Origin of the sequence: Mycolicibacterium neoaurum ATCC 25795 (genome assembly GCF_000691525.1) — a bacterium.
In the GTDB taxonomy this organism is placed as follows: Bacteria; Actinomycetota; Actinomycetes; order Mycobacteriales; family Mycobacteriaceae; genus Mycobacterium; species Mycobacterium neoaurum.
On sequence record NZ_JMDW01000011.1, the window covers coordinates 62,328 to 75,219 of the forward strand.

A 12,892-nucleotide genomic window follows, 5' to 3' on the forward strand; every position below is an offset into this window, starting at 1 on the left:
CGCTAGATCGCGGCGGGCAGCTCTCCCCGCGCCCGCTCGTAGGCCGCGCCGACGCGATAGAGCCGATCATCGGCGTGCGCAGGAGCCATGATCTGCAGGCCGACCGGCAGATTGTCCTCGGCCGCCAGCCCCGCGGGCACCGACATGCCGCAGTGCCCGGCCAGGTTCAGCGGCAGCGTGCACAGGTCGAACAGGTACATGGCCAGCGGGTCGTCGACCTTCTCCCCCAGCCGGAAAGCCGTCGACGGTGTCGTCGGGGTGGCCAGCACATCGACCTTCTCGTAGGCCTGCTCAAGATCACGGGCGATCAGCGTGCGAACCTTCTGCGCCTGGTTGTAGTAGGCGTCGTAGTATCCCGCCGACAGTGCGTACGTGCCGATCATGATGCGCCGCTTGACTTCTGGGCCGAATCCGGCGGCCCGGGTCAGCGCCATGACCTCTTCGGCGCTGTGGGTGCCATCATCGCCGACCCGCAAGCCGAACCGCATCGCATCGAAGCGGGCCAGGTTGGAGGACACCTCCGAGGGCAGGATCAGATAGTAGGCGGCCATCGCATGGTCGAAGTGCGGGCAGTCCACCTCGATCACCTCGGCGCCCAGCTCGGTCAGCTGGTCGACGGCGGTGTTGAACGACTCCAGCACCCCGGGTTGATAGCCATCCCCGCGCAGTTGTTTGACCACACCGACGCGCACACCCTTGAGGTCACCGGATGCGCCGGCGCGGGCGGCGGCCACCACATCGGGCACCGGGACGTCGACCGAGGTGGAGTCGCGCGGGTCGTGCCCGGCGATCACCTGGTGCAGCAGTGCGGTGTCCAGGACGGTGCGCGCGCACGGTCCGCCCTGATCCAGCGAGGACGCGCAGGCGATCAGACCGAACCGGCTCACCGTGCCGTAGGTGGGCTTCACCCCGACGGTCGAGGTGAGTGCGGCCGGCTGCCGGATCGAGCCACCGGTGTCGGTCCCGATGGCCAGCGGTGCCTGGAACGCGGCGAGCGCGGCCGCGCTGCCGCCCCCGGACCCACCGGGCACCCGGTCGGTGTCCCACGGGTTGCGGGTCGGGCCGAAGGCAGAATTCTCCGTCGAGCTACCCATCGCGAACTCGTCCATGTTGGTCTTGCCAAGGATCGGGATGCCCGCCGCGCGCAACCGCGCAGTGACCGTCGCGTCGTAGGGCGAGTTCCAACCCTCCAGGATCTTCGATCCGCAGGTGGTCGGCATATCGGTCGTGGTGAACACGTCCTTGAGCGCCAGCGGGACCCCGGCCAGTGCCGACGGCAGCGGCTCACCGGCGGCCACCTTGGCGTCCACCTCGGCGGCCGCGGCCAGCGCCTGCTCGGCGCCCACGTGCAGGAACGCGTGGTAGCGCTCGTCGGTGGCGGCGATCTGGTCCAAGTGCGCCTGGGTGACCTCGGTGGAGGACACCTCCTTGGCGGCGATCCGGGTGGCCAGGGTGACGGCGTCTTCGCGGATGAGCTCGGCAACCATTACTCGGCCTCCCCCAAAATCCGCGGCACGGCGAAGCGGCCGTCCTCGGCCCGCGGCGCCGCAGCGAGCGCCTCGTCCTGACTGAGACCGGCCACGACGGTGTCCGGGCGGGTCACGTTGACGCTCGTCAGCGGGTTGTCCGTGGCCTGGACACCGGTGACGTCGACGGACTGGATCTGGCCGACATGGGCCAGGATCGCATCGAGTTGGCCGGCGAAACTGTCGAGTTCACCGTCGGTCAGGGCGAGCCGGGCCAGGCGCGCCAGGTGGGCGACCTCGTCTCGGGAAATCTGGGACACGGCGCTCAAGCCTAGTCGTGGCCCTCGGGCCGAATCGCCGCGGCCCGATGCCTGTGACAGGGTGTTCGCCGTGCCGTCTTATCTGCTGCGGGTCCAGCTGGAGGACCGACCGGGCAGCCTCGGGTCCCTCGCCGTGGCCCTCGGTTCGGTCGGCGCCGACATCCTGTCCCTCGACGTGGTCGAGCGCGGGGCCGGTTACGCGATCGACGATCTGGTCGTCGAGCTGCCGCCCGGCGCGATGCCCGACGCCCTGATCACTGCCGCCGAGCACATCAAGGGCGTGTACGTCGACAGCGTGCGCCCGCACACCGGGCTGCTGGAAGCACACCGTGAACTCGAACTCGTCGACCACATTGCCGCCGCTACCAGCCGCCACGACAAGCTGCAGGTTCTCGCCGACGAGGCCCCCAAGGTGCTCCGCGTGGGTTGGTGCACCGTGGTCCGCTCCGACGGCTCCGAAGCGGGTGTGGAGCGCGTCGTCGGAAGTTCCGGCGCGCCGGAAACCCAGGCGGCCAGCGCACCCTGGCTGCCGCTGCAGCACGCCGAGGCACTCGATGCGACTGCGGACTGGGTTCCGCAGATATGGCGCGATATCGACATGGCACTTGCGGCCGCACCCCTGGGCGACCCGCACACCGCGGTGCTGCTGGGTCGCGCGGGTGGCCCCGATTTCCGCCCGTCGGAGGTGGCCCGGCTGGGCTATCTGGCCGGCATCGTGGCCACCATCCTGCGCTGACCCGGACCGGCACAAAGCTGAGAGTCGGCTGTGCGCCTGGCTGTTACGGTGGAATTGCGTCCCGACTGCCGGTGATCCGATGAAAGGTCTTGCGTGGGAGAACTGCTGATCGTCCTGGCCATCGTCCTCATCCTCGCTGCCGTCATCGTCTTCCTCGTGGCGCGAAGCCAGCCCAAGACGCCGAAGAAGCCCGCCGCGCGCCAGGATCCGATGCGCTTCGCCTCCCAGACCGACATGTTCGGCCCGAGACAGCTCGGCCCGGGCGCCATCATCAGCCACGGCGGCACCGACTATGTGGTGCGCGGTTCGGTGACGCTGCGCGAGGGGCCATTCGTCTGGTGGGAACACCTTTTGGAAGGCAAGGCCGATGAACCGCCGGTGTGGTTCAGCGTCGAAGAAGACGAGGGCCGGCTGGAACTGATGTGGTGGCACAAGCGGGTCGGGCTGCCCGCCGAACCGGGCAGCAGCGTGGTCGTCGACGGCCGTACCTTCACCGTCGAGGAGAACGGGCGAGCCTCTTACACCACCGAGGGCACCACGGGCCTGCCCGCCGGCGGGGACATGGATTACGTCGATTACACCGGACCCGATGGTGCCAAGCTCGGCTATGAGCGGTGGGCGCCGGAGATGCCGTGGGAAGTGTCCTACGGCACCAGGGTGCGGGCCGGCGAATTGACCGTCTACCCGGCCCCCGCGGCCGGAACGTAGGCACTGCGTTGCCGTTGCACCGACTTCACGTGCCACCCGCCGACGTCAGCGGCGCGAATCTGCGACTCGCATTGAATACGCCGGCGCGGCATGTCCTGGCGAGCGCCACGCTGGTCCACCCCACCGGGGCCGAACTGGTGCTGGGAGTGCTAGGGGCCTCCCATATCGTCACCGTGGGCACGTTCTCCGAGCAGGTCTCCTGCCACCATCTCGATGACAGCACACACCTGCCGGCCACCACGGAAGGCCCGGGTTACCGGATGAGTTCGGATACCGTCGTGCACGAGGAAGAGTCCTTCCGACGCATCGCCGCCGAGCTGCGCTCCCGCTGCGAGATCGAGACCGGTTGGTTGGGTGGCTGCTTCCCCGGTGACGACGCCGCGCTGACGGCGCTGTGCGCCGAGCCCGATGGTGCCGGGTGGCGCTGGCAGACCTGGCATCTCTACCCCGACGGCGGGACCGGCGGCATGGTCGTGCACACCGAAAGCCGTTGGCGGCCATGACACGCAACACCCTGTTCGGCCTGTCAGCGCTACTGGGCACACTAGGAGTGGTGTTACTCATCGGCGGAATCGCGTTGCAGAACAAAGATGTTCGCAACCACGTGCGGGAAACATACCGGCAGTACTCGGCCGACGGCGGCAACCGGCGCTACGAATGCAGCGGGTCACCCAAGTCCGTCGCCGACGATATCGCCGCCTACCACGCACCTGAGGCGCGGGCATCCGATCGCGGCACCGAGTATCTGCGCTACAACGACGACATCGTCACCGTCGGTCCCGAGGGCCGATACCCGTGCAGCATCCGGGTCGAAGACACCAACGCCCGATACAACGGCGGCGGATTCATTTTCCTTGGACCGGGGTTCACCCCCGGCTCACCAGCGGGCGGCGCGGGCGGTAGCTCCGGCGGACCCGGCGGAACTAAGTAGGAGAACCGATGGGACCGATGGGTACGTCAGACCTTTCGACGGCCGCGCCGTCAATCCTTGCCGTGGAGTTCGGCTCCGTCGACGCGACCGGGCTGACACAGAACGTCGTCGCGGCGGTGCTGTACTTCGTCGTCGGCATCATCGTGTTCGGTGCGGGGTTCCTGCTGACCGACCTGTTGACACCAGGAAGCCTGCGCGAGCACATCTTCGTCCACCACCGCCCGAATGCGGTCGCCGTCGCGTGCGGAATGTACGGGGCGTTGGCACTGGTGACGGCCGTGGCGATCATGAGCAGTTCGGCCCAGCTCGGACAGGGCCTGCTCGACGCCCTCGTCTACGGACTTGTCGCCGTGGTGCTGCAGGCCGCCGCGCTGCTCGTGTTGGAGGCGCTGGTACCCGGGCGGTTCCGCGACCTGATCACCGACGAGAAGCTGCACCCCGGTGCCATCGCCACCGCGGTGATCCTGCTGGCGGTGGGAGGGGTGAACGCCGCCGCGCTGTCATGACCACCACCCGATGGCGGGCCTTGCTGCTCGCCGCGGTGGCGGCCTGCGCGGCCTGCGGGCTGATCTACGAGCTGGCCCTGCTGACGCTGTCCACCAGCCTGCACGGCGGCGGCATCGTCGCCACCTCGCTGATCGTGGCGGGGTTCGTGGCCGCCCTCGGCGCCGGCGCACTCGCGGTCAAACCGTTCCTCGGCCACGCCGCCATCACCTTCATCGCGGTGGAGACCCTACTTGGCCTCATCGGCGGATTATCAGCTGCCGCAATGTATGTGGCCTTCTCTTTCATCGGCGACGGGTTGTGGATCCTGGTGCTGGGAACGGCACTGATCGGCACCCTGGTGGGCGCCGAGGTCCCGCTGTTGATGACGCTGTTGCAGCGCGGCCGAACCGCGGCTGCCGCCGACGCCGGTCGGGTGCTGGCCAACCTGAACGCCGCGGATTACCTGGGCGCGTTGATCGGCGGACTCGCCTGGCCCTTCCTCGTGCTGCCGCAGCTCGGGATGATCCGCGGCGCCGCGGTCACCGGGATGATCAACCTGGCTGCCGCCGCGGTGGTCTCGGTGTTCCTGCTGCGCGGAATCATCGGTCGGCGCCAGCTCGGCGCTGCACTGGCCGTGCTGACCGCCGCCGCGGTGACGTTGACCGCCCTGATCGTCGCGTCCGACGGTATCCAGACCACCACCCGGCAGCGGCTCTACGGCGACCCGATCATCGCCTATCGGCAATCGGCCTATCAGGAGATCGTCGTCACCCGCCGCGGGACCGACACCCGGCTGTATCTCGATGGCGGACTGCAGTTCTCGACCCGCGACGAGTACCGCTACACCGAGAGCCTGGTGTATCCCGCGGTGGGTGAGGACGTCGGCTCGGTACTGATCCTCGGCGGCGGCGACGGCCTGGCCGCTCGCGAACTGCTGCGGATGCCGCGGATCGAGACCATCGTGCAGGTGGAGCTGGACCCGGCGGTCATCGAGCTGGCCCGCGGCCCGCTGCGCGATACCAACGGCGGTGCGCTGGACGATCCTCGCGTGCAGGTGATCATCGACGATGCGATGACCTGGTTGCGCGAACCCACCGTGCGCCCGGCAGGTGGCTTCGACTCGGTCGTCATCGATCTGCCCGATCCCGACAATCCGGTCCTGGGCCGGCTGTATTCGGTCGAGTTCTACGCGATGCTCACCACGGTGCTCGCCCCCGATGCGCTGGTGGTGGTGCAGTCGGGCAGCCCGTTCTCGACGCCGAACGCGTTCTGGCGCACGGTGTCCACGCTGGGTGCGGCGGGTTTTGCGGTGACGCCCTATCACGTGCACGTCCCGACATTCGGCGACTGGGGTTTCGCGCTGGCCCGGTACGGCGCATCGGCACCGGAGCCCACGCTGCCCGCCGATGCGCCGTCATTGCGCTTCATGACACCGGACGTGTTGCGCGCGGCGACGGTGTTCCCGCCGGATAACGCACCGCAGGTGCTGGCGCCCTCGACTCTGGAGAACCCGCGCATCGTCGAGGACATGCGGCAGGGGTATCGCTAGGACTCGTCCGTCGGTTCCGGCCCGTCGGTCAGCAGTTTCACGAACCCGTCCTCGTCGAGCACCGGCACACCCAGCTCCACCGCCTTGTCGTACTTGGAGCCCGGCGCGTCACCGGCGACGACGTAGGAGGTCTTCTTCGACACCGATCCGGCAGCCTTGCCGCCGCGGGCCAGAATCGCCTCCTTGGCCTCGTCGCGGGAGAAGCCGGTCAGCGAGCCGGTGACGACGATGGACAAGCCCTCTAGCGTGCGCTCGATACCGGCGTCCCGCTCGTCGACCATGCGCACGCCGGCGTCCTGCCATTTGTCGACGATGGTGCGGTGCCAGTCGACGTCGAACCATTCGATGACGGCGGCGGCGATGGTCGGCCCGACACCTTCGACTGCGGCCAGCTCCGCCTCCGAGGCCGCCCGGATGGCATCGAGGCTGCCGAACTCGCCGGCCAGTGCGCGGGCCGCGGTGGGGCCGACATGCCGGATGGACAGGGCGACCAGCACCCGCCACAACGGCTGGGACTTGGCCTTGTCCAGGTTGGCCAACAGTCGTTTACCGTTCGCCGAGAGTGCACCGGCCTTGGTGGTGAACAGGTCGGTCTGCAGTAATTGGTCTGCGGTCAGCGTGAAAAGGTCACCCTCGTCGGTGATGGCCCCCGCCTGCAGCAGCGCACTTGCCGCCTCGTAGCCGAGGCCCTCGATATCGAACGCACCGCGGCCGGCCACGTGAAAAACGCGCTCGCGCAACTGTGCCGGGCAGGTTCGGGTGTTCGGGCAACGGATATCGGCATCACCCTCCTTGGCGGGCGCCAGCGCCGTGCCGCATTCCGGGCAGTGGGTCGGCATGACGAATTCGCGTTCACTGCCGTCGCGCAGATCCACCACGGGCGCGAGCACCTCGGGGATGACATCGCCGGCCTTGCGGATGACCACCGTGTCACCGATCAGCACACCCTTGCGCTTGACTTCGGACGCGTTGTGCAGGGTGGCCAGCCCGACGGTGGACCCGGCAACCTTGACCGGCTCCATGTAGGCGAACGGGGTGACCCGTCCGGTGCGTCCGACATTGACCCGGATATCGAGGAGTTTGGTGGTGACCTCTTCCGGCGGGTACTTGTAGGCGATCGCCCAGCGCGGTGCGCGCGAGGTGGCGCCGAGGCGACGTTGCAGCGACACGTCGTCGACCTTGACCACCAGGCCGTCGATCTCGTGTTCGACGTCGTGGCGGTGCTCACCCCAGTAGGCGATGCGCTCGGCGACCGCCGCGATACCGCGGACCCGGGTGGTGTGGGTGGACACCGGCAGCCCCCAGGCACCCAGCGCCCGGTAGGCATCGTGCAGCGAGGTAGGACTGAACCCCTCGGCCTTGCCCAGACCGTGACAGATCATCCGCAGCCGCCGCCGCGCGGTCACCGCAGGATTCTTCTGGCGCAACGATCCGGCGGCGCTGTTGCGCGGATTGGCGAACGGCGGCTTTCCCTCGGCCACCAGACCGGCGTTGAGTTCCTCGAAATCGGCGACCCGGAAGAACACCTCACCGCGCACCTCGAGCACCGCAGGAACGGGGAATTCTTCTGTGCCGGTAAGCCGTTCGGGAATATCGTCGATTGTACGGGCATTCAGGGTGACATCTTCACCGCTGCGGCCGTCGCCGCGGGTGGCGGCGCGCACCAACACACCGTCGCGGTACACCAGCGCCAACGCGACACCGTCGATCTTGAGCTCGCACAGGTAGTCGATCTCGGTACCTATCTCGGCACCCAACCGCGCCGCCCACGCCGACAGTTCGTCGGTGTCGAAGGCGTTGTCCAGCGAGAGCATCCGCTCCAGGTGATCGGCCGCGGCGAAATCGGTGGCGAAGCCGGCACCCCCGACCAACTGCGTGGGCGAATCCGGGGTGCGCAGCTCGGGATACTGCTCCTCGAGCGCCTCCAGCCGGCGCAGCAGTACGTCGAAATCCGCGTCGGAGATGACCGGGGCGTCCTTGACGTAGTACCGGAACTGGTGCCCCCGCACCTCCTCGGCAAGTTCCTGCCAGCGACCACGCGCCTCTGCATCCGGTGAGCTCACTCTGGTCAGGTTAGTCCAGGGCACCGACGCCTCGACGCGATCCGGCCCACCAGCAAAAAGGGCGCCGGAGCCGGAGCAGCGAGCGATTAAACTCGGCACCTGTGCCACATCCGGTGATGTTCTCCGACGATGACTTCGGGTTGGCCGAACTGCGCGTGGTGACCCTCGGCTTTCCGGAGGCGTTCGAGAAGGTGTCCTGGGGCCGACCGGTGTTCTGTGCCCCGAAGATGTTCGCCATGTACGGCGGCAGCACGAAATCCGATGGCGCGACGATCACCTACCCCTACTCCCTGCTGGTCAAGGTCGACGAGTCAGATCGGCGCTCGCTGGAACAGGACGACCGGTTCTTCTTTCCCGCCTATATGGGCCCGTTCGGCTGGCTGGGCCTGGATCTCACTGCGGCAGAGGTGGATTGGGACGAGGTGCGGGAGTTGGTCGACGCGTCGTTCCGGTTGGTGGCGGCCAAGAGATTGATCCGCGAGCTCGACGCGCGATGACCGGGATCTTCACCTTTCACCTCGCCCAGGTGCCCGCGCGGGTGAGCATGCCGCTGCTGCGGCGGCCGCCCGTGGTGGACGGTCTGCGGCACGCCGAGTGCCTGGCCCTGATGCGGTTGGGCGCGCCGGCATTGTCCCCCGAGCGGATGCAGCTGCGCCGAGTGGCGATGTTCGCCCGCTGGGACGACGAGGCCGCCATCGAGGCCTTCCTGACCGGTACGCAGGGTGGCTGGTTCGGCGCCGGATGGCATGTCCGGATGACTTTCCTGCGCCGCTGGTCCACGGTGAGCGAACTGTCCGATCTGCCCCCGCAGACCACCCGCTGGGAGGATGACGAGCCCGTCGTCGCCGTCACGCTGGCCCGGATGCGGTTGCCGGAACTGCCGCGCTTCCTGTCGTGGGGCCGCCCGGTGGAGCGGCTGGTGCGCGATCATCCCGATGCCACGCTGGCGCTGGCCGCGATGCGCCCGCCGCGATCGGTTTCGACCTTCTCGATCTGGCGGTCGGTGCAGTCGATGACCGATATGGTCCACGGGCGGACACCGGCCGGGATCGACCATCCGAGCCGCCATGCCGACGCGATGACCGAACGGCGCCGCCGTGACTTCCACCGGGAGTTCGCCACCTACCGGTTCCGGCCGCTGTCCGAGCACGGATACTGGAACGGTCAGACCGGTTACGTCCCGTGGCGTTCCAACTTGTAGTGCAACCGGACGGCGGGCATGTTCCAGATCCGCAGCACATGATCGGTGCGCAACACCGCCTCGTCGTCGAGGTAGAGATCGAACGTCTCGTGCAGCGGCACCCGGCGGGCGAAATGCCTGCCGTGGTCACGGACCAGGATGTAGGCGCCGTCGGTGCCCCACGGTCCGCTCGGTGAGACCAGGCGCAGACCGCCACCGGGCCGGTGTTGCGGTTGCAGGAAGACCTGCAGATTGCCGTCCTCCAGCGGGAAGGCGACGTGCACACTGGGCCGTCGCGCACCGGGAAGCGTTGCACGCGAATAACATCCACTGAACACCGTGTCACCGCTGCGGCGCAGGGTGCGCACCCACGCCGCGGCGGCCTGGTCACCGGAGGCATCGCTGATCACCGACACCCTGCCGTCCATACCGTGGGCCACGTCGAGCGGACGCATCGGTAGCGCCAGTTGCTGTACCCGCCTGCCGAACAGACGTGACACCGCTTCCCCGGCCGGCCAGAACAGCGGGGACCAACTGCTCCACACCTCCATCCGCCAGCGGGCGGTGCGGGTGTAGAAGTCGTGGATCACCGGGTGCACCAGGCCGGGATCGAAGCCGGGACCCGCCAGCACCTCCAGCGACGGCTGCAGGCCGGCGTCGGGGTCGTCGTCGACGAGTGTTCCGCCGCGCCGGGCCGCTTCGGCCGACATCCAGTCCGCGACGCCCATCGGGGCCGCCAGCCAGGACTCGTCGCCCTGCGGGTCGACCGGCCGGCCGGTCGCACGCCAGAACTTGCGCGTCGCCAGATCCAGCGCGGACAACCTCACTGCCCGATCCTAAGTGGTCTTCAGGAACGTCCGTAGCCGGTCGAGGACGAGTTCGGGACACTGTTCGACGATCCAGTGCCCCACGCCGGGCACCAGCTCGAGCTCGAAGTCCGAACAGTGCTCGGGCAGTACCCGCAGCAGCTCCGGTGTCAGCACCTTGTCGTCGGTGCCGTGCAGCCATCGCACCGGGACGTTCACCTTGTGGTGGTCGAATTCGCCGCGCAGCCAACGGATTGCCTCGCGACGCTGGAAGGTTCGGTACCACCGCGAGCCCGCCTCCGCGTAGCCCGGACGGCGCATGCAGTCGACGTAGAAGGCGATATCGGCGGGCGGTGTCTGGAATTGTCCACCCACCCACGGTCCGAGCAGGTTGAAATAGCGCGCCTTGCGATCGGCGATGACCCGTGGCCCGATCACCGGCAGCATCATCGGGACCTGGTACCACATGCGCCAGAAGTTGAGGATCGCCTCGCGGTCGTGTTTGAGCCACGGCACGGCGGTGTTCATCCCCATGAATGCGGCGACCTTTTCCGGGTGGCGCAGCATGAAGATGGTGGCCACCGGGCCGCCCCAGTCGTGGGCGACGAGCTTCACCGGGCCCACGCCGAGACGGTCGCAGACCGCGGCCAGATCATCGGCCATATCGTTCTTCAGATAGCGATCCCGCGGTGCCGAACTCCAGCCCGCACCCCGCAGGTCCGGACACAGCACTCGGTAGCCGTCGGCGGCCAGCGGAGCGATGAGTTCGCGCCATTCCCACCAGTTCTGCGGAAATCCGTGGATGAACATGACCGGCTGGCCGTCGGCAGGGCCGGCATCGGCGACATGGATCGTCACGCTCGAGCCGAGGTCGAGATAGCGGTGTTCGACGCCGGGAAGGTCGGGCGGGCTGTCTGTGACGACGGGCATCACGACACTGTACGTTATGCGGTACCGCCGGTATCGCACGGATTGGTGACCATCCGCGCGAGCCGCCCACATGAGCGGGCGAGTCATGATGAGATAGGCGACACCATGAGTATCGACAGCCCCTTCCCCCAGGTGCAGATTCCCACGTCAAGCGTCTACGACTACCTCTTCGCCGATATCGACCCGGCGGTGCTCGACGAGGTCGCGTTGTTGGACACCAAATCGAACACCCCGACCACCTACCGGGAGATGATCGGGCGCATCGACGCCTTCGCCGGCGCGCTGGCCCACCGCGGCCTCGGACCCGGGGATGTCGTCGGCCTGCTCGCCCCCAACAGCGCGGCCTTCGCCGTCGCCTTCCACGGCATCCTCCGGTCGGGCGCCACCGCGACCACCATCAATGCGCTGTTCACCGCCAATGACATCACCAAACAACTCAAGGACTCCAAAGCCGCACTGCTGGTCACGATTTCGGCGCTCAAGCCGCAGGCGGTACAGGGCGCCCAAGGCGCGGGCCTCGACCCGTCGGCGGTCGTCGTGCTCGACGGTCCAGGCGCCGATGCCGACGGGCATCCCAATGCCGCGGACCTACTCGGCGCCGGCCACGCCGCGCCGACCGTCGAGTTCGATCCGGCCACCCATCTGGCGGTGCTCCCCTACAGCTCGGGTACCACCGGAAATCCCAAGGGCGTGATGCTGACCCATCGCAACCTGGTGGCCAATGTCGCCCAGATTCGCCCGCTGCAAAAAATGGCCGCCGGCGATCGGGTGCTGGCGGTGCTGCCGTTCTTCCACATCTACGGCATGACGGTGCTGTTGAACGCCGCCCTGCACGCACGGGCGCAACTGGTCATCATGCCCAGCTTCGATCTGACCGAGTTCTTGTCCAACATCGCCGAGCAGAAGTGCACGCACGCCTTCATCGCCCCGCCGGTCGCGGTGGCATTGGCCAAGCATCCGCTGGTCGACGAGTACGACCTGTCCTCGCTGCACGGGATCATGTCCGGAGCCGCACCGCTGGACGAGGAACTGGGCAAGGCCGTCACCGCCCGGCTGGGCACCCCGCTGGTGCAGGGCTATGGCATGAGCGAGCTCAGCCCGGTGAGTCACCTGACCCCGTTCGACGGCGGTAAGGAGGCGCTCGGCACGAGCGCGCCGATGAGTTCGTGCGGGTGGACGGTACCCAACTCGTCGAGCAAGCTGATCGACCCCGAGACCGGCGCCGAGATCGGGCTCCCGGAGTCGGGCTTGTCCGACACCGGCGAGCTGTGGTTCAAGGGGCCCAATGTGATGGCCGGTTATCTGAACAACGAGGAGGCCACCCGGCAGACCATCGACGCCGACGGCTTCCTGCACACCGGTGATCTGGCCCGGGTCGACCCGACCGGCTGCGTGTTCATCGTCGATCGGCTCAAGGAGCTGATCAAGTACAAGGGATACCAGGTGCCCCCCGCCGAGCTGGAGGCCGTCCTGCTCGGCCATCCTTCGATCGCGGACGCCGCGGTGATCGGTGTCGTCGACACCGAGTCCGGTGAGGAGGTGCCCAAGGCGTTCGTGGTGCGCCAGCCCGATACCGAGCTCACCGCCGAGGCCGTGATGGATTACGTCGCGGGCCAGGTGGCGGCGTACAAGAAGGTGCGGCAGGTCGCGTTCATCGATGCCATCCCGAAATCGGCATCCGGGAAGATCCTGCGCAAGGATCTACGCGGGAGCTGAC

General features: G+C 68.0%; 14 protein-coding genes. 9 read left to right on the forward strand and 5 right to left on the reverse strand.

All coding sequences use genetic code 11. The annotated features are described in order from the left end of the window. Positions 1-2: 2 nt before the first annotated feature. Together gatA and gatC are read right to left on the reverse strand one after the other, a co-directional pair. Positions 3-1,487, reverse strand: a complete 1,485-nt coding sequence (gene gatA / locus IC40_RS0116240) for an Asp-tRNA(Asn)/Glu-tRNA(Gln) amidotransferase subunit GatA (protein WP_030135756.1) — start codon at positions 1,485-1,487, stop codon at positions 3-5. Then, positions 1,487-1,786, reverse strand: coding sequence for an Asp-tRNA(Asn)/Glu-tRNA(Gln) amidotransferase subunit GatC (gene gatC, locus IC40_RS0116245; RefSeq protein WP_030135757.1), 300 nt, complete (start codon positions 1,784-1,786; stop codon positions 1,487-1,489). The genes gatA and gatC overlap by 1 nt, the downstream gene beginning before the upstream one ends. 61 nt (positions 1,787-1,847) lie before the next feature. On the opposite strand from gatC, the gene IC40_RS0116250 reads away from it, so the two are divergent. The 6 genes from IC40_RS0116250 (at position 1,848) to IC40_RS0116275 (ending at position 6,196) form a co-directional block, all read left to right on the forward strand. After that, positions 1,848-2,522: an ACT domain-containing protein gene (locus tag IC40_RS0116250; RefSeq protein ID WP_030135758.1), complete on the forward strand. Its 675-nt coding sequence runs from the start codon at positions 1,848-1,850 to the stop codon at positions 2,520-2,522. A gap of 93 nt (positions 2,523-2,615) precedes the next feature. Beyond that, the gene (locus IC40_RS0116255; protein WP_030135759.1) at positions 2,616-3,230 is read left to right on the forward strand and encodes a DUF4178 domain-containing protein; all 615 of its coding nucleotides are present in this window, start codon (positions 2,616-2,618) and stop codon (positions 3,228-3,230) included. 8 nt (positions 3,231-3,238) lie between these two features. Beyond that, a complete protein-coding gene (locus IC40_RS0116260) occupies positions 3,239-3,733 on the forward strand; it encodes a DUF2617 family protein (protein WP_030135760.1) in 495 nt (164 codons plus the stop codon). After that, the gene (locus tag IC40_RS0116265; RefSeq protein ID WP_030135761.1) at positions 3,730-4,161 is read left to right on the forward strand and encodes a DUF4247 domain-containing protein; all 432 of its coding nucleotides are present in this window, start codon (positions 3,730-3,732) and stop codon (positions 4,159-4,161) included. The genes IC40_RS0116260 and IC40_RS0116265 overlap by 4 nt, the downstream gene beginning before the upstream one ends. A 17-nt stretch (positions 4,162-4,178) precedes the next feature. Then, on the forward strand, positions 4,179-4,667 hold the full coding sequence (locus IC40_RS0116270; RefSeq protein ID WP_042509545.1) for a DUF350 domain-containing protein: 489 nt from the start codon (positions 4,179-4,181) through the stop codon (positions 4,665-4,667). After that, positions 4,664-6,196 (forward strand): polyamine aminopropyltransferase, encoded by a 1,533-nt coding sequence (locus tag IC40_RS0116275; protein WP_030135763.1) that lies wholly within the window; start codon positions 4,664-4,666, stop codon positions 6,194-6,196. Before IC40_RS0116270 ends, IC40_RS0116275 begins: the two co-directional genes overlap by 4 nt. On the opposite strand, the gene ligA is transcribed toward IC40_RS0116275, so the two are convergent. Then, a complete protein-coding gene (gene ligA, locus IC40_RS0116280) occupies positions 6,193-8,259 on the reverse strand; it encodes an NAD-dependent DNA ligase LigA (protein WP_191293411.1) in 2,067 nt (688 codons plus the stop codon). The genes IC40_RS0116275 and ligA overlap by 4 nt on opposite strands. A 101-nt stretch (positions 8,260-8,360) precedes the next feature. Here ligA and IC40_RS0116285 point away from each other — a divergent pair, with 101 nt between their 5' ends. Both IC40_RS0116285 and IC40_RS0116290 read left to right on the forward strand, forming a co-directional pair. Beyond that, positions 8,361-8,756 (forward strand): MmcQ/YjbR family DNA-binding protein, encoded by a 396-nt coding sequence (locus IC40_RS0116285; RefSeq protein ID WP_030135765.1) that lies wholly within the window; start codon positions 8,361-8,363, stop codon positions 8,754-8,756. Next, a complete protein-coding gene (locus IC40_RS0116290) occupies positions 8,753-9,460 on the forward strand; it encodes a hypothetical protein (RefSeq protein WP_030135766.1) in 708 nt (235 codons plus the stop codon). The genes IC40_RS0116285 and IC40_RS0116290 overlap by 4 nt, the downstream gene beginning before the upstream one ends. Here the strand turns inward: IC40_RS0116290 and IC40_RS0116295 are convergent. Beyond that, positions 9,433-10,266, reverse strand: a complete 834-nt coding sequence (locus IC40_RS0116295; protein ID WP_030135767.1) for a hypothetical protein — start codon at positions 10,264-10,266, stop codon at positions 9,433-9,435. The two genes, IC40_RS0116290 and IC40_RS0116295, sit on opposite strands and share 28 nt — an antisense overlap. Before the next feature lie 9 nt (positions 10,267-10,275). After that, positions 10,276-11,175 (reverse strand): alpha/beta fold hydrolase, encoded by a 900-nt coding sequence (locus IC40_RS0116300; RefSeq protein ID WP_030135768.1) that lies wholly within the window; start codon positions 11,173-11,175, stop codon positions 10,276-10,278. A gap of 105 nt (positions 11,176-11,280) precedes the next feature. Here IC40_RS0116300 and IC40_RS0116305 point away from each other — a divergent pair, with 105 nt between their 5' ends. Further along, positions 11,281-12,891: a 4-coumarate--CoA ligase family protein gene (locus IC40_RS0116305; RefSeq protein WP_030135769.1), complete on the forward strand. Its 1,611-nt coding sequence runs from the start codon at positions 11,281-11,283 to the stop codon at positions 12,889-12,891. Position 12,892 lies beyond the last annotated feature (1 nt).

Coding starts and splice junctions, on each gene's coding strand:
- gatA (WP_030135756.1), bottom strand. CDS start 1,487: ATGGTTGCCGAGCTCATCCGCGAAGACGCCGTCACCCTGGCCACCCGG.
- IC40_RS0116265 (WP_030135761.1), top strand. CDS start 3,730: ATGACACGCAACACCCTGTTCGGCCTGTCAGCGCTACTGGGCACACTA.
- IC40_RS0116270 (WP_042509545.1), top strand. CDS start 4,179: ATGGGTACGTCAGACCTTTCGACGGCCGCGCCGTCAATCCTTGCCGTG.
- IC40_RS0116275 (WP_030135763.1), top strand. CDS start 4,664: ATGACCACCACCCGATGGCGGGCCTTGCTGCTCGCCGCGGTGGCGGCC.
- IC40_RS0116290 (WP_030135766.1), top strand. CDS start 8,753: ATGACCGGGATCTTCACCTTTCACCTCGCCCAGGTGCCCGCGCGGGTG.
- IC40_RS0116300 (WP_030135768.1), bottom strand. CDS start 11,175: ATGCCCGTCGTCACAGACAGCCCGCCCGACCTTCCCGGCGTCGAACAC.
- IC40_RS0116305 (WP_030135769.1), top strand. CDS start 11,281: ATGAGTATCGACAGCCCCTTCCCCCAGGTGCAGATTCCCACGTCAAGC.